This is a genomic window from Nonomuraea sp. AD125B (genome assembly GCF_041402765.1).
In the GTDB taxonomy this organism is placed as follows: domain Bacteria; phylum Actinomycetota; class Actinomycetes; order Streptosporangiales; family Streptosporangiaceae; genus Nonomuraea; species Nonomuraea bangladeshensis.
This window is the reverse complement of record NZ_JBGLOU010000004.1, coordinates 24,439-39,638: the sequence shown is the minus strand read 5'-3', so window position 1 is coordinate 39,638 and position 15,200 is coordinate 24,439. Positions and strand designations below refer to the sequence as shown.

The following is a 15,200-nucleotide window of genomic DNA, read 5'->3' as shown; positions in this document are numbered from 1 at the left end:
CGGCCGGCCGACGAGCTGGAGCGGCTCGTGCAGCAGGCCGCGTCCATGGGGCCCGCCGAGCTGACCCGGGCCGCCGAGGTGTTCAACGCCGGGCTGACCGAGATGCGCGGTGCGACGTCGCCTCGGCTGCTGCTGGAGCTGATGTGCGCCCGGGTGCTGCTGCCGGGGGCCGCGCAGGGGGAGGCGGCGCTGCTGGCCCGTCTCGAACGCCTTGAGCGCGGCGGCACCGTCGCCGCCATGGCCGCCCGCGCCACGGCCGCGCCCAGCGCCCCACCCACGGCCGCGCCCAGCGTCCCAGCCGGTGGGGTCGTGATTCCGCGGCCCGGCGCGGCTTCCGCGCGCCTGGCCGCCGCGGGGCCCGCCTCCGGCGGTGGTTCCGCTGCTCCGGCCCCTGGCGGGCCGCAGGTGGACGCCTCCCCGGATCAGGCGGCCTCGGCGCACGCGGGTGGCGGGGCTTCGGCTGGTGACCAGAGTTCCGTCTCCGCACCGGTCGCGGCGGACGACTGGCCGGAGCCGGCTCGTCCCGGCGCACCGGCCGCCGCGTCCGCTCCTGCCGCGCCCGCGCCGACCGCTCAGGCTGCGCCCGCTGGAGGCGGGCAGGCCGGGGCCGGGGCGGCGGTCATGCAGCAGCAGTGGCCCGCCGTGCTGGCGGCGCTCAAGCAGCGCAGCATCGTCGTCTGGGCCAACGTGAGCACCAACGCCCAGGTGGCGGGCGTCGAAGGCAACGTGGTCACCCTGGGGTTCAGCCAGGTCGGCGCGATGAAGAACTTCACGGGCGGAGGCAAGGACGCCGTCGTGGCCAGCGCGCTGAGCGACGTGCTCGGCGGGACCTGGCGGGTGGAGGCGGTCGTGGGCAACGGGCCGCCGCCGTCGTCGTCGTCCGGGCGCGGTGGCGGGCGTCCGCCCGCGCAGCCGGCGTACAACCCGCCGCCCGCGCCCAACGTCCAGAGCCCCCCTCCCGCCCAGCAGGGCGGGGCGGGGCACCAGGGCCGTACGTCCTCGCACGCCGGCTCCCAGGACGACCAGGGGGCTCAGGACCCCGGGCAGCCTCCGGCGGCGGCCGTCGCGGTCTTGGCTCCGGCGCGTCCCACCACGGACGAGTCCTGGCCCGACGCCCCGGACGACCCCGGACCTAGCCTGCCGCCTACGCCGGACCCGACCCGTACGGTGCCGGTCGGCGCCACGCCGAGCGCCGGTCTGGCCGCCGCCCGTTCGGCGGCCAAGGCGGCCGCCCAGGCAGGCCCCCGGTCGTCGGGAGGCCGGGGCGGAGCGGCCGCCTGGCCGGACGTCGTCCCCGGGCGCGCCAAGGGGCCGGACGCGGACGAGGTCGACCCGCTCAACGACGCGGACGCCGACGTGGACGCGGTCACCGGCATGGCGCTCCTGGAACGCGAGCTGGGCGCCCGCGTGATCGGCGAGATCGACCACACCTGACGGCCCCGCGATCGGCGCATAGACGGACCCGCGCCGCTTCGATCGGCCATGTCTGAAGGTCCGGCGTCCCCTCTGCCGGCTGCACCTGACGGGCCCGCGCCCCCTCAATTGACCACGCCCGAACGCCCCGCGGTCCCTCTGCCGACCACATCTGACGGGGCCGTGCCCTCTCAAGGCAGGAGGCGGGTGCGGGCGGCGGCGGCGCGGGCGTCCGTGGGGTGGAGTGCGGCGAGGCGTTCGAGGATCTCGTAGTCGTCGCGGCCGTTGCACGTCTGCGCGTACGCCCACAGGTGCTCGGGCGAGCCGTGGCGGAGGAGGCAGGCGCGGACCTGGGCCTCTAGCTCGTCGCGTTCGCGGCGGATCTCGGGCGACTCGGAGCGCGGCAGCAGGGGCCCCTTGTAGGCGCGGGCCAGCGCCGCCGCGTCCCTGGCGGCCAGGCTGCGGCGCAGGACGAGGAAGTCGGCCTCCACCGGGCAGGCCAGCCGGTACGGCTTGGCGGAGACGGCCTTGCCGAGCTGCGCCCTCAGCCGGTGGATCTCGGCCCGGATGGTCACCGGGTTGCCCGCGTCGCCGTACACGTGGAACGACAGCTGCTCGGCCGTCAACCCGTGGGGGTGGAGCGCGAGGAGGGCCAGGATCTCGGCGTGGCGGAGCGACAGGGCGCGCTCGTGCTCGCCGAACGTGATGGACGGCACGCCCTCGCCCAGGAACGACAGGGTGAGCGTGGCCGGCGCGGCGGCCGGGACGGTGCGGAGGAGGTAGCCGTCGGAGAACGGCTCCAGCACGGCCACGCTGCCGTCGCGCAGGATCATGCGCTGCCCGGACGGCCTCGGGCGCTCGCCGCCGGAGGCGGGCAGCCGGAGCAGGCCGCGCCCGCCCCCGGGGAGACGCTCCGAGGGCGGCGCGGTGTCGTCCCAGAGCGGCACGCGCTCGCCGAGCCGCCCGCCGGGGTCGCCGGAGATGACCCGGCCGGTGGGGGAGAGCAGGACGCCCGGCCGCACCCGCAGCGACTCGTAGCGCCGCCGCAGCCGCTCGTCGCGCTCGTGCATACGCAGCGCGAGCTGGCTCTCGGCGAGCTTGGCGGCCGCCCCGACGAGGGCGACCGTGGCCGGATGGAGCGAGCGGGAGAGGCCGCTGACGTCGACGCAGCCGATGATCCGGCCGGAGTCGGGGTCGGTGATCGGGGCCCCGCTGCACGACCACACGCGCAGCACCCGCATCAGGTGCTCCTCCGCGTAGACGTGCACGGGACGGCCGGCGGCGAGCGCGGTGCCGATGCCGTTGGTGCCGACCGCGGACTCGACCCACTCGTGCCCGTCGGACAGTCCGACCCGGTCGGCGCGGCGCAGGACCGCGGCGCCGCCGTCGCGCCACAGCACCCGGCCCTGCCCGTCGCTGACGATCATGATGTGACCGGTGTCGCCGATCAGGCCGGAGAGGGTGGTGGCGAGCAGCGGCAGCAGGGGGTGCAGCGGATGGGCGCGGCGGATGTCGTCGAGCTGGGCGGGATCGCAGACGAGGGGCGCGCCGGCGGCCTCGACGTCGACTCCGGCGGCCAGGGAGCGGCGCCAGGAGTCCCGGATGAGGTCGCGGGGCGGGTCGGGCCAGGCCCGGCCGGTGGCCGCGGCTTCGTGGGGCCCGTGGAGAAGGCGGGAGCAAGCGTCGGGAGGGGCGTAACTCATCGGTCACTCCAAGTAGTCACCTAGAGCATCCGCCCTGCGGCCGGGCTGCGCAACCCGATCGGTGATGGCGGAGGGTGTCCGGACGAGCGCAACGTGTGTGCAACGTTGGATCGCCTAGCGTTCTGGCCCGACGCGTCGGCGTGGTGCGGCCGCTCCGCCGGCGTGATGGCCGGGTCTCGGACACTGGAGGGGGGCCGGGATCCGGCCAATAACACCACGGTCAGCACCACGGTCATGGCCCGCGAGCGGGCCGGTGACGAAACATGGGGCGTCCCGCAGTGCATGTCGCCGCCCAAACACCGTAGGCTCGTGGCAGTCACGAACGCGGAGCCACGAGGAGCGCACGACGGTGAACCCAGGGGATGTCAACCTGCAGCAGCTGCTGGAGCAGGCCCAGCTCATGCAGCAGCAGCTCGTGAGCGCCCAGCAGGAGCTCAACGACGCGCAGATCGAGGGCTCATCCGGCGGTGGCCTGGTGACGGCCGTCGTCAACGGATCGGGCGAGCTGCTGGAGCTGAAGATCGACCCGAGCGTCATCGACGCCGCCGACCCGCAGGACACGGCCGACACGATCGCCGACCTGGTGATCGCGGCCGTCCGCGACGCCGTGCGCGCGGCGGCCGACCTGCAGCAGGAGAAGCTCGGCCCGCTGGCGCAGGGGCTGGGCGGCGGCGGCCTCGGACAGTTGCCAGGGTTCTAGGCATGTACGAAGGGGTCGTCCAAAACCTGATCGACGAGCTGGGCCTGCTGCCCGGCGTCGGTCCCAAGAGCGCGCAGCGGATCGCGTTCCACCTGCTCGCGGCCGATCCAGCCGACGTCAAGCGGCTGGCGCACGCGCTGCTGGAGGTCAAGGAGAAGACCCGCTTCTGCCGGGTGTGCGGCAACGTGGCCTCCGAGGAGGAGTGCCGCATCTGCCGCGACGCGCGGCGCGACACGCACGTGATCTGCGTGGTCGAGGAGCCGAAGGACGTCGTGGCGATCGAGAAGACGCGCGAGTTCCGCGGCACCTACCACGTGCTCGGCGGCGCGATCAGCCCGATCGACGGCATCGGCCCCGACGACCTGCGCATCCGCGAGCTCATGACCCGCCTGGCCGACGGCCGGGTGACCGAGCTCATCCTCGCCACAGACCCCAATCTCGAGGGTGAGGCGACGGCGACCTACCTCGCCCGTCTGGTCAAGCCGATGGGCATCAAAGTGACACGACTGGCCAGCGGGCTGCCCGTCGGCGGCGATCTGGAGTACGCCGACGAGGTGACCTTGGGCCGCGCGTTCGAAGGACGGAGGCTGCTGGATGTCTGACGAGTGGAGCACGCTCGCCGAGGAGATCTCCAGGCACGCGCAGGACTACGTGGACGGGCTGACGAGAGTCGCCGGCGGCGAGGGCGGCGACGCCATCTGGTCGCTGCTGCTGGTCGAGGTCGCTCAGGTGAGCCTCGCCGGCGCCAAGCTCGGCGCCAACCGTGACGTCATCCTCTCCGGCAACTACGAGCCGCCGATGAGCGAGGACCCCGACATCGACGGCGTGCGCACGGCGCTGGCCGAGCGGCTCGGGCCGGTCGACGACTACGCGGAGGTGTTCGACCCGTACAAGGACACGGGCGTCACCCCCTACCGGCTGTCCGACGACCTGACCGCGGTCGCCGCCGACCTCATCCACGGCCTGCGGCACTTCCGCGCCGGGCGGCCGCACGAGGCGCTGTGGTGGTGGCAGTACTCCTACTTCAACACCTGGGGCAACCACGCGGGCGCCGCGATGCGGGCGCTGCAGGCGCTGGCCGCGCACTCGCGTCTCGACGTGGCGGAGGAGTCCACCCTCGACGCCGCGGGGGAAGCGACCGCGGTCTGAAAGGCCCGCAGTTACCGGGCATATCGGTCCACATAGTGGTATGACGCAGCAAGAACATGAGACGACCCAAGTAGACTGGCAGCTCAAAGTCCGAACCGGGAGACTCTCGTGGCGCTCGTTGTGCAAAAGTACGGTGGTTCGTCCGTCGCCGACGCGTCCTGCATCAAGCGGGTCGCGCAGCGGATCGTCGCGACGAAAAAAGCCGGCAACGACGTGGTCGTGATCGTCTCCGCGATGGGTGACACGACGGACGAGCTGCTCGACCTGGCCGAGCAGGTGTCGCCGCTGCCTCCGGGCCGCGAGCTCGACATGCTGCTGACCTCGGGCGAGCGCATCTCGATGGCCCTGCTGGCGATGGCGATCGCCAACCTCGGCCACGAGGCCCGCTCGTTCACCGGCTCGCAGGCCGGCGTGATCACCGACTCCACGCACGGCAAGGCGCGCATCATCGACGTGACGCCCGGCCGCATCCAGGAGGCGATCGCCCAGGGCCACATCGCGATCGTGGCCGGGTTCCAGGGCGTGTCGCAGAACACCAAGGACATCACCACGCTGGGCCGCGGCGGCTCGGACACCACGGCGGTGGCGCTCGCGGCGGCGCTCGACGCCGACGTGTGCGAGATCTACACCGACGTGGACGGCATCTTCACCGCCGACCCGCGCATCGTGCCCCCGGCCCGCCAGATCCCCAGGATCTCGTACGACGAGATGATGGAGATGGCCGCCTGCGGCGCGAAGATCCTGCACCTGCGGTGCGTCGAGTACGCCCGCCGCTTCGACCTGCCGATCCACGTCCGGAGCTCTTTCAGCACCAAGGAAGGGACGTGGGTCGTCTCCGACCCTTACACCGAAGGAACCGAGATGGAGCAGCCGATCATCTCCGGCGTCGCGCACGACCGGAGCGAGGCCAAGATCACTGTTGTCGGGGTGCCCGACAAGGTCGGCGAGGCTGCCTTCATCTTCAAAACGCTGGCCGACGCCGAGATCAACATCGACATGATCGTTCAGAACGTCTCGGCCGCGGCCACGGGCCGCACGGACATCTCGTTCACGCTGCCCGCCGCCGACGCCCAGACGGCGCTGAGCGCGCTGAAGAAGATCCAGGAGCGCATCGGGTTCGAGTCGCTGCTCTTCGACGACCAGATCGGGAAGGTGTCGCTGATCGGCGCGGGCATGCGCTCGCACCCCGGCGTCACGGCGACGTTCTTCGCGGCCATCGCGGACGCGGGGGTCAACATCGAGATGATCTCGACGTCCGAGATCCGCATCTCAGTGGTCGTTGGGCAGGACGGCGTCGACGCGGCCGTGGCGGCCGCGCACCGCGCCTTCGATCTCGACGCCGACCAGGTGGAAGCAACGGTGTACGGAGGTACCGGACGATGAGCAGGCCCAATCTCGCGCTGATCGGCGCCACCGGTGCCGTGGGCACCGTCATGCGCGACATCGTGTCGACCCGCGAGGACATCTGGGGCGAGATCCGCCTCGTGGCCTCCCCGCGCTCGGCCGGCAAGGTGCTCCAGGTGCGCGGCGAGGACGTCGTGGTGCAGGCGCTCGCGCCCGAGGTGTTCGACGGCATCGACATCGCCATCTTCGACGTGCCCGACGAGGTGTCGGCCGTGTGGGTGCCGATCGCGGCCGAGCGCGGCGCGATCGCCATCGACAAGTCCGGCACGTTCCGGATGGACCCCGACGTGCCGCTCGTGGTGCCCGAGGTCAACCCGCTCGACGCCCGTCAGCGCCCCCGCAACATCATCTCCACGCCCAACTGCACGACGCTGTCGATGATGGCGGCGATGGGCGCGCTGCACGCCGAGTACACCCTGACCGAGCTGGTCGTGGCCTCCTACCAGGCGGTCTCGGGCGCGGGCGTGGCCGGCTCGGCCCGCCTGTACGACGAGGTCGAGGCGCTGGCCGGCGACCGCTCGATCGGCCAGGCGGCCGGCGACGTGCGCAAGGCGCTGGCCAACAAGCTGCCCGAGGAGTCGCCGTTCCCCGCGCCGATCGCGTTCAACGTGGTGCCGTGGGCCGGCTCGCTCAAGGACGACGGCTGGGCCTCCGAGGAGCTGAAGCTCCGCAACGAGTCCCGCAAGATCCTCGGCATCCCCGACCTCAAGGTCTCGGCGACCTGCGTCAGGGTGCCGGTGATCACCACGCACTCGCTGGCCGTGCACGCGCGCTTCGAGCGCCCGATCACGGTCGCCGACGCGCACCGCGTGCTGGAGGCGGCGCCGACCGTGGTCCTCATGGACGACCCGGCCAACGGTGTCTACCCGACGCCGCTCGACGTGGTGGGCAACGACCCGACCTACGTCGGCCGCGTCCGTCAGGCGATCGACTTCCCCAACACGCTCGACCTGTTCGTGTGCGGTGACAACCTGCGCAAGGGCGCCGCGCTCAACGCGGCGGAGATCGCCGAGCTGGTGGCGGGCGAGCTGTAGTCGCGCTTCATTGGTGGACGTCGCACGACCGGTGCGGCGTCCACTCGCGTTCACGTCCACCGTCCGGGTCCCGTGCGCCTGTCACCGGAACAGGATGTCCCAGTGGTCGCTCTCGTTCGCGAACGTCGTGCCCGAGGGCGAGCGGTAGAGCCGGGCGCCGTCGCCGCGCACTCCTGATCGCTGGTAGTTCTTCGTGATGTACTGGTCGATGCAGGAATTGTGGCCGATGTCGAGCTTGTAGCCGTTGCCGTGGCTGAACTGGCCGGGCGCGTGGCCGTCCTCCGTGCCGCCGGTCACCAGGATGGGGCAGTGGCTCTCCTGCTTGAGCTGGATGATCTGGGCGACCGTGCCGGTGCGCACCTTGTCGAGCGAGGTGCAGTGGTGGTGGTGCTTGCTCGTGCAGTTGCCGGTCGACTTGGTACGCAGCCCGGCGGTCTTGAGCCAGCCGTCCGCCGTGGCGTGCGACATGCGGATCGAGGCCTGGCGGGGCAGCACGCGCGTGAGGTCCACGCGGGCCTGCTTGTCGAGCACCTTGGCGCGGCTGTGGACGACGGGCCGGCGGGCCTTCGGCATCCGTACGACGGCGGTGCGGACGGGGTCGCGCAGGGCCTCGGCCAGCGAGCGGCCGGCCTGCTCCAGCGGGCCCGTCAGGGTCTCCGCTTCCGTGCTCGCCGAGTGCTCGCGGTTCTCGCCGGTCAGCCACGCGGGCTCGCCGGCGGCCTGCGGGAAGCCGAGGTCGCTCCGTGGGACGCGGATCTCGCCGAGCGGCGCCCATCCGTCTCCGTGCGGGGCCCACACGTCGCCCTGCGGGAGGCGGGCGTCGCCGTGCGGTGGCCCGCCACGGCCGTCGTGCCCCTCCAGGCGCTGCTGGAGAAGCGCGAGGCGGTCGAGGGCCGCGCGGTCCGTCCGGGACTCCAGCGCGTTCGCGAGCGCCGTCAGGAAGGCGGGCTGCTCCGGCTGCGGTGTCCCGTAGCGGGTTTCTGTGTCGGTCGTGCCGTCCGCAGCCCGCGTCCCTCCGGGGTGGGACGCGGCGGCGGCGGCCGAAGCCGATGCGATTATGGTGATCTCAATGCCGAGGAGCGCGACCACGGTGAGTCGAGCTGTTCCACGTATCCACATGTCGATGCCTTTTTCGCGGAAATAGCCCTTCCGCCACAAACGACAATCCCACCATTCACCTGAGATAACTCCCGCCGCGGACGCAACTTTGCCTTGTGGCGGTGATCACCGTGCGGCTCCATGACTGAACCGCGTTTCACGACGTACAGTGACGAACGTGTCCGAAGCCCGAAACCGAGGATCGGAGAGCACCCGAGAGGTCATCGTCGAGACGGCCTTGCGACTGTTCAGGGAGCGCGGCTTCGACAGGACCACGATGCGCGCCATCGCCGCCGAGGCCGGGGTGTCCGTGGGCAACGCCTACTACTACTTCGACAGCAAGGAGGCGTTGATCCAGGCGTATTACGACCGCGCCCAGGCCGAGCACGAGGCGGCCTGTGCGGAGTTCCTGGCCACCGAGCGATCGTTCGCGGCCAGGCTCAGCGGGGTGTTGCGCGAGTGGGTCCGCGTTTCCGAGCCGTACCACGAGTTCGCCGTGAAGTTCTTCAAGCACGCGGCCGAGCCGACCAACCCGCTGAGCCCGTTCAGCAAGCAGTCGTCGCCGGCGCGTGAGGCGTCCATCGCGCTCTACCGCGAGGTCGTCGAGGGGTCGGCCGACCGGATGAACGCCGAGCTGCGCGAGGAGCTGCCCGAGCTGCTGTGGCTGCTGTCCATGGGGATGGTGCTGTTCTGGGTGCACGACACCTCGCCGGGGTGCGCGCGGACGTACCGGCTGATCGAGGTGACAGTGCCGCTGGTGGACCGGCTGGTCGGGTTGTCGCATCTGCCGGGCCTGCGGGGGATCACGCAGGACTTCATCGCGGCCGTGCACGAGCTGCGGGCCTAGCGGGGGCCTGGCGGGCCTAGGGGGACATACCAAACGGTTGGTATGGTCGCCTCGTCGGAACATCATTCTGGAGGCGCGCCGATGACGCAGAACTGGGGCATGACCATCCCCTTCTACGACCGCTCGCTCGCGAGGTCACGGGAGCTGATCGCCGAGCTGCCCGGACTCGGCTACACGGACGCGTGGTCGGCCGAGGTCAACGGCGTGGACGGGTTCACGCCGCTCGCCCTCGCCGCCGAGTGGGCGCCCGAGGTCCGGCTGGGCAGCGCCATCGTCCCCGTCTCCACGCGCGGCCCCGGGCTGCTGGCCATGTCCGCGGCCACCGTCGCCGACCTCGCGCCCGGCCGGTTCGTGCTCGGGATCGGCGCCTCCTCGCCGGCGATCGTCGAGCGCTGGAACGCCGGCACGTTCACCAAGCCCTACGCCCGGACCCGCGACACCCTGCGCTTCCTCAAGAAGGCCCTGGCGGGGGAGAAGGTGACGGAGGCGTACGAGACGTTCGAGATCAAGGGCTTCAAGCTGGAGCGGGCGCCCAAGACCCCGCCGAAGATCGTGCTGGCCGCGCTGCGCCCCCGCATGCTGCGCCTGGCGGCCGAGGAGGCCGACGGCGCGATCACCAACTGGCTCTCGCCCGCCGACGTGCGCAAGGTGCGCGCCGAGATCGGGCCGGGCACCGAGCTGATCGCCCGCCTGTTCGTGTGCGTGAGCGAGGACACCGACAAGGTCCGCGAGCTGGCCCGCTGGATGCTGGCGAGCTATCTGACCGTCCCCGTGTACGCCGCCTTCCACGACTGGCTCGGCCGCGGCGAGCTCCTGCGCCCGATGCACGAGGCGTGGGCGGCGGGCGACCGCCAGGCCGCGCTCAAGGCCATCCCCGACGAGGTGGTGGACGACCTCATCGTGCACGGCGACGCCGCCACGTGCCGGGCCAGGATCCGCGAGTACGTGGCGAACGGCCTCGACACCCCCATCCTCGCGCCCATCCCCGGCGGCGAGATCCCCATCGAGCAGGCCGTACGCGACCTGTCGCCCAAGGCGGGGGAGGCGGACCGTGCATGACGCGCTGAGGCTGGACGCGGTCGGGCAGGCCGCGGCGATCAGGAACGGCGACCTGTCGCCCCGCGAGCTGGCCGAGGCCGCCATCGCCGCCATCGAGGCCCGCGACGGCGAGCTCAACGCGGTCGTCTTCCCCCGCTTCGAGCGGGCGCTGGCCGAGCTGGACCGCCTGCCGCGCGAGGCGCCCTTCGCCGGGGTGCCGATCCTGCTGAAGGACCTGGGCTGGCGGCAGGCGGGCGAGCCGTACGCGGCGGGCTCGGCGGTCCGCGACGGGGTCGAGGACGCCCGGGACGGCTACGGCGTGACGCGGCTGCGCGAGGCCGGGTTCGTCATCCTGGGGCGGACGAACACGCCCGAGTTCGGCAGCACGATCACCACCGAGCCCGCAGCGTTCGGGCCGACCCGCAACCCGTACGATCCGGCGTACTCGGCGGGCGGCTCCAGCGGCGGCTCCGCGGCGGCCGTGGCGGCCGGCATGGTGGCGCTGGCCACGGCGAGCGACGGCGGCGGCTCCATCCGCATCCCCGCGTCCCTGTGCGGCCTCGTGGGGCTCAAACCGTCGCGGGGGCGGGTCAGCCTCGGCCCGGCGCTCGGCGAGGGCTGGAGCGGCTTCTCCTGCCCGGGATTCGTCACCAGGACCGTACGCGACACCGCCGCCGCGCTCGACGTGGTCGCCGGGCTGCACGCGGGCGACCCGTACGACGCGCCCGCGCTGCCCGGCCCGCTGGCCGCCGAGGCCGGACGCGACCCCGGCCGGCTGCGCGTCGGCTACCTCACCGCCCACCCGAGGGCCGACGTCCCGGAGGCGGCCGAGCCGGCGGAGGCGGTCGCCGCGGCGGCGGCCCTGCTGGAGTCGCTGGGCCACGACGTGACGCCCGGCGGCCCTGAAGCGCTCGCCGACCCGGACTTCCCCGTCCACTTCGGCGCGATCGTGGCCGAGAACCTGGCCGCCACGGTCGACGGGCTCGGCGAGCTGCGCGGCAAGCCGGTCGAGCCGGAGGAGCTGGAGCCGCGCAACGCCGCCATGGTGGCCGCGGCGCGCAGCCGCAGCGCGGCGCAGCACCTCCGCGCCACCCAGTGGGTGGACGCCTTCCGCCGCCGCATGGCCGCCTGGTGGAGCGCCGGGCACGACCTGCTGCTGATGCCGTCGCTCGGGGTCGCGCCGTTCCCGCTCGGCTGGATCCCGGCCGATGACCTCACCCTCGCGCTCGGCCGTACGGCGCACGCGGTGGCGTTCACCTCGCCGATCAACGCGACCGGCCAGCCGGCGATCTCCCTGCCGCTGCACCGGACGGCCGCCGGGCTGCCCGTCGGCGTGCAGCTCGTGGCCGCGTACGGGCGGGAGGATCTGCTGGTCCGGGTGGCGGCCCAGATCGAGCGGGCCCGGCCCTTCGCGCACGACGCCATGCGGTGATCGACAGGAACCTCTCACCCCGGCGTCGCGTTATATCGTGAAAAGCCGGGGGTAGGGGGTTGGACATGATGGCTAAGGCAGCACGGGCAGCGGCGGCGTGGCGCACGTACCGCGAGGTGACCAAGCCTGGATCGCCCGCTCTGATGACCAGGGTGCGCGCCATCCCGCGCATGGTGCGCGCGGTGATGCGCGGTGACTACGGCGGCATGGGCAAGGGCCGGCTCGGCCTCATCGCCCTCGGCGTCGTCTACATCATCTCGCCGATCGACATCGTCCCCGACTTCCTCACCCTGATCGGCGTCGCCGACGACTTCGGCGTGTTCCTGTGGCTGGCGACCGCGCTCCTCGGCGAGAGCGGCCGCTACGTCGAGCACGAGCGCCGGATCATCCTGGGCCAGGTGGAAGGGGAGGCCTAGATCTCCTCCATGCGCAGCCAGGCCCGCGACGGCAGCGGGTGCCCGAACAGGCGGGCCGCGTTGCCGTAGGCCACCCGGGCGATGTCCGCGGGCGGCAGCGGGCCGAGGTTGCGCGAGACGGCCTTCTGCGTGTCGGGCCAGGTCGAGTCGGAGTGCGGATAGCCGCTCTCCTGGAGCACGTGGTCGAGCCCGACCGCGAGCCGCACCCCCGACAGCGCGTGGTCGTCGCGCGTGCCGAAGAAGAAGTTGCGGCGCAGCACCTCGCTCGGCTTGAGCCCGCCGTCCCAGGACGCCTCGCCCGCCACCGGGTGGTCGAGCGCGTAGTCGGCGCGCTCGGCCAGCAGCGGCAGCCAGCCCACGCCGCCCTCGACGATGAGGATGCGCAGCGCGGGGAAGCGCAGCGGCAGCCCCGACCACAGCCAGTCGGCGCAGGCGAACATGGCGGTGGTGGGCATCAGCGTGGTGATGGCCTCGATGGGCGTGTCGGGGGAGGGCACGGGCGACCACGAGGAGTCGCTGGTGTGCAGGCACACGACGGTGCCGGTCTCCTCGCAGGCGGCGAAGAACGGGTCCCAGTGGCCGGTGTGGATGGACGGCAGCCGCATCCGGTTGGGGAACTCGGGGAAGACCACGGCCTTGAAGCCGCGCGCCGCGTTGGCCCGGATCTCCTTGGCGGCCACGTCGGGATCGGGCAGCCACGGGAGCTGCAGGCCGATGACCCGCTCGGGATAGGTGCCCGCCCACACGTCGATGTGCCAGTCGTTCCACGCGCGGACCAGCGCGAGGCCGAGCTCCTGGTCGCGGGTCCTGGCGAACGGCATGCCGGCCTGCTGGGCGAGCATGCCGGGGAAGCACAGCGCGGCCCAGATGCCGGCCACGTCCATGTCCTGGACGCGGGCCTCGATGTCGTGGCAGCCAGGACGCATGTTCTCGAAGCGGACCGGGTCGAGCGTCCACTGCTCGCGGGGCAGACCGGCGCCGACGTCGATGCCGGCGCACGGGTAGGTGGCGCCGCCGTAGCGCCAGACCTGGTGACCCGCCTCCGTCTCCACGACCTTGGGCGCGACGTCGGCGTATTTCTCCGGCAGTCGGTCTTCGAAGAGGTCGGGCGGCTCGATCAGGTGATCGTCGGCTGAGATGATCACGTAGTCGCGCCGCCGGGGTTCGGGGTCGGGGAGCAGCGGCGTAGTCACGCAGGTAACCGTACGACGACGGGATAACGTCGAACAAGCTGCGACGTATCCGTTGGGTATCCGAAGCCGAGGCCCGGGATCGCCGGGGAGGGGGATCGCCGGACGATCCCGGGCGTTCGGGTCCGCTTGTTCCGGCGAGGGATGCTGCTCGCGCGGACCCTGCCGCGCCCTCTACCCCCGCGGGCGGGGTTCAGTCAGCAGGTGCCGGCGCAGCTCCTCGGTCGCGGCGGGGGAGAGGCCCACGACCTGCGAGACGTACCGTTCGGGCGAGCCGTGCCTGGCCGTCAGATCGGTCAGGAAGAAGCGCATCGCCTCGGCAGGGGCCAGCCCGAAGCCCGGCCAGAGGGCCGCGTCGGGGTGCCGCCGCCGCCAGTCGGCGATGAAGCGCTCGGTGGCGAGGCCGGTGAGCGCGTAGTCGGCCACGATGTCGTCCTCGCTCACCCCCGCGAGCGAGAGGACCAGCGCGGCCAGCACGCCGGTGCGGTCCTTGCCGGCCGCGCAGTGGATCACCACGGGCGCGTTGCCGGCGTCGGCGATCATCTCCAGCGCCGCGCGCAGGTTGTCCACGCCGTCCTCGGTGACCTCCAGGTAGCGGTCGGCGAGGTAGCGGGCCACGCCGAGCGCCTCGTCGTAGGCGTTGACGTCCCAGCGGCGGCCCTCGATGGGCAGGTTGTGGTAGCGCTGCCCCTCGCTCTCCGGGACCCGCCCCATCCTCTCGATCTCGAACGGGTGGCGCAGGTCGATGACCGTACGCACGCGCAACGCGCGGAAGGCGGCCAGGTCGTCCCGGTCGAGCCAGCCGAGCGAGTCGGCACGGTAGAGCCGCTGCCACCGGATGGCGCGGCCGTCGGCGGTGGGGTATCCACCCATGTCGCGGAAGTTGCACAGGTTGGCGAACTCGATGTGCCGGATCACCCCATCACCTTACGTCGAGGGCGTCCGCGCCTCCTCGGGCACGACGGGCGCGCCGGGCCGCTGCCCCTCACCCTGCCCGTCACGCTGTTCGGCCAGTTCGCGGCGCAGCAGCAGCACCCAGCCGCCGATCGCCACGCCGATGAACAACCACCACTGGAAGGCGTAGGCCAGGTTGAGCCCGCCGCCCGCGCCCACGTCGGGCGCGGGGACCGGCTCGGGCGCCGGCTTTCCCGCCGGCTCCTGGGAGATGAGCTCGACGTACCCGTCCAGCAGCCGGTACGGGACCTGCCGCCCGATCGATCCCGCGTCGATCAGCAGCACCTGCCCGGCCGGCAGGCCGGAGACCTCGCGGATGCCGGACGACTTCTCGGTCTCGCTCTGGCGTAGCCGTCCGGTGACAGTTACCTGCCCGGTGGGCGGCGGCGGCACGGTCGGCGGGGTGTCGGCGGTCGCGCCGGCCGGGACCCAGCCCCGGTTGACCAGCACGCCCGTGCCGTCGGCGGTGACGAGCGGGGTCAGGACGTAGAAGCCGGGCCGGCCGTCCTGGGGTCGGCGGCGTACGACGAGGGCGTGCGCGGGGTCGTAGGAGCCGGCCACGGTCACCCGGCGGAACCGGTCGGCGGCCTCGACCCGCCCGCCGGGCGGGGCCAGCCGCTCCATCGGCACCGGGGGCGCCTCGATGTTGGCGGTGACCCGCTCGCTGTTGGCCGACCGCTCCTCGAAGCGCCCGTACTGCCACCGCCCGAGGAAGACGAAGGCGGGGATGGCGAGCAGCACCACCAGGGTGAGCCCGAGCCATCGGGGCGTCAGCAGGATCCGGTACACGCTCTCCAGGGTAGGCAGACCTGCCGGTGCCCT

14 protein-coding genes and 1 pseudogene are annotated in these 15,200 nt (G+C 72.7%); 10 read left to right on the top strand and 5 right to left on the bottom strand.

All coding sequences use genetic code 11. The features are described 5' to 3' along the window. A pseudogene (locus tag ACBR40_RS11930) lies at positions 1-1,434 on the top strand (DNA polymerase III subunit gamma and tau); the annotation flags it as partial. Between the two features lie 170 nt (positions 1,435-1,604). Here the strand turns inward: ACBR40_RS11930 and ACBR40_RS11925 are convergent. Further along, a complete protein-coding gene (locus ACBR40_RS11925) occupies positions 1,605-3,116 on the bottom strand; it encodes a GAF domain-containing protein (RefSeq protein WP_371248700.1) in 1,512 nt (503 codons plus the stop codon). A 349-nt stretch (positions 3,117-3,465) separates the two neighbouring features. Between ACBR40_RS11925 and ACBR40_RS11920 the strand changes: the two genes are divergently transcribed. The 5 genes from ACBR40_RS11920 to ACBR40_RS11900 all read left to right on the top strand — a co-directional run bounded on the left by ACBR40_RS11920 (position 3,466) and on the right by ACBR40_RS11900 (position 7,403). After that, positions 3,466-3,816: a YbaB/EbfC family nucleoid-associated protein gene (locus ACBR40_RS11920; protein WP_020543009.1), complete on the top strand. Its 351-nt coding sequence runs from the start codon at positions 3,466-3,468 to the stop codon at positions 3,814-3,816. 2 nt (positions 3,817-3,818) lie between these two features. After that, entirely contained in the window at positions 3,819-4,418 is a 600-nt protein-coding gene (gene recR, locus ACBR40_RS11915; RefSeq protein WP_091088194.1) for a recombination mediator RecR, read from the top strand. After that, positions 4,411-4,965, top strand: a complete 555-nt coding sequence (locus ACBR40_RS11910; protein ID WP_344208908.1) for a DUF5063 domain-containing protein — start codon at positions 4,411-4,413, stop codon at positions 4,963-4,965. The genes recR and ACBR40_RS11910 overlap by 8 nt, the downstream gene beginning before the upstream one ends. 108 nt (positions 4,966-5,073) lie before the next feature. After that, positions 5,074-6,348, top strand: coding sequence for an aspartate kinase (locus ACBR40_RS11905; RefSeq protein WP_344208906.1), 1,275 nt, complete (start codon positions 5,074-5,076; stop codon positions 6,346-6,348). After that, positions 6,345-7,403: an aspartate-semialdehyde dehydrogenase gene (locus tag ACBR40_RS11900; protein WP_364457123.1), complete on the top strand. Its 1,059-nt coding sequence runs from the start codon at positions 6,345-6,347 to the stop codon at positions 7,401-7,403. The genes ACBR40_RS11905 and ACBR40_RS11900 overlap by 4 nt, the downstream gene beginning before the upstream one ends. Before the next feature lie 81 nt (positions 7,404-7,484). Here the strand turns inward: ACBR40_RS11900 and ACBR40_RS11895 are convergent, their stop codons facing one another. Continuing rightward, positions 7,485-8,522 carry a hypothetical protein gene (locus ACBR40_RS11895; RefSeq protein WP_371248699.1) on the bottom strand — a complete coding sequence of 346 codons (1,038 nt, stop codon included), beginning with the start codon at positions 8,520-8,522 and terminating at the stop codon, positions 7,485-7,487. A gap of 157 nt (positions 8,523-8,679) precedes the next feature. On the opposite strand from ACBR40_RS11895, the gene ACBR40_RS11890 reads away from it, so the two are divergent. From ACBR40_RS11890 to ACBR40_RS11875, 4 genes are all read left to right on the top strand, one after another. After that, positions 8,680-9,348: a TetR family transcriptional regulator gene (locus ACBR40_RS11890; RefSeq protein WP_329587709.1), complete on the top strand. Its 669-nt coding sequence runs from the start codon at positions 8,680-8,682 to the stop codon at positions 9,346-9,348. 81 nt (positions 9,349-9,429) lie between these two features. Next, positions 9,430-10,407 (top strand): LLM class F420-dependent oxidoreductase, encoded by a 978-nt coding sequence (locus tag ACBR40_RS11885; RefSeq protein ID WP_364457118.1) that lies wholly within the window; start codon positions 9,430-9,432, stop codon positions 10,405-10,407. Beyond that, positions 10,400-11,818, top strand: a complete 1,419-nt coding sequence (locus tag ACBR40_RS11880) for an amidase (RefSeq protein ID WP_371248698.1) — start codon at positions 10,400-10,402, stop codon at positions 11,816-11,818. The genes ACBR40_RS11885 and ACBR40_RS11880 overlap by 8 nt, the downstream gene beginning before the upstream one ends. 65 nt (positions 11,819-11,883) lie before the next feature. Further along, entirely contained in the window at positions 11,884-12,234 is a 351-nt protein-coding gene (locus tag ACBR40_RS11875; protein WP_344208894.1) for a YkvA family protein, read from the top strand. On the opposite strand, the gene ACBR40_RS11870 is transcribed toward ACBR40_RS11875, so the two are convergent. From ACBR40_RS11870 to ACBR40_RS11860, 3 genes are all read right to left on the bottom strand, one after another. Continuing rightward, entirely contained in the window at positions 12,231-13,427 is a 1,197-nt protein-coding gene (locus tag ACBR40_RS11870; RefSeq protein ID WP_329587698.1) for an amidohydrolase family protein, read from the bottom strand. The two genes, ACBR40_RS11875 and ACBR40_RS11870, sit on opposite strands and share 4 nt — an antisense overlap. Positions 13,428-13,598: 171 nt before the next feature. Next, on the bottom strand, positions 13,599-14,342 hold the full coding sequence (locus ACBR40_RS11865) for a tyrosine-protein phosphatase (RefSeq protein WP_344208890.1): 744 nt from the start codon (positions 14,340-14,342) through the stop codon (positions 13,599-13,601). A 9-nt stretch (positions 14,343-14,351) separates the two neighbouring features. Continuing rightward, a complete protein-coding gene (locus tag ACBR40_RS11860) occupies positions 14,352-15,167 on the bottom strand; it encodes an SURF1 family protein (protein ID WP_371248697.1) in 816 nt (271 codons plus the stop codon). Positions 15,168-15,200 lie beyond the last annotated feature (33 nt).

Coding starts and splice junctions, on each gene's coding strand:
- ACBR40_RS11900 (WP_364457123.1), top strand. CDS start 6,345: ATGAGCAGGCCCAATCTCGCGCTGATCGGCGCCACCGGTGCCGTGGGC.
- ACBR40_RS11875 (WP_344208894.1), top strand. CDS start 11,884: ATGATGGCTAAGGCAGCACGGGCAGCGGCGGCGTGGCGCACGTACCGC.
- recR (WP_091088194.1), top strand. CDS start 3,819: ATGTACGAAGGGGTCGTCCAAAACCTGATCGACGAGCTGGGCCTGCTG.
- ACBR40_RS11885 (WP_364457118.1), top strand. CDS start 9,430: ATGACGCAGAACTGGGGCATGACCATCCCCTTCTACGACCGCTCGCTC.
- ACBR40_RS11925 (WP_371248700.1), bottom strand. CDS start 3,116: ATGAGTTACGCCCCTCCCGACGCTTGCTCCCGCCTTCTCCACGGGCCC.
- ACBR40_RS11910 (WP_344208908.1), top strand. CDS start 4,411: ATGTCTGACGAGTGGAGCACGCTCGCCGAGGAGATCTCCAGGCACGCG.
- ACBR40_RS11895 (WP_371248699.1), bottom strand. CDS start 8,522: ATGTGGATACGTGGAACAGCTCGACTCACCGTGGTCGCGCTCCTCGGC.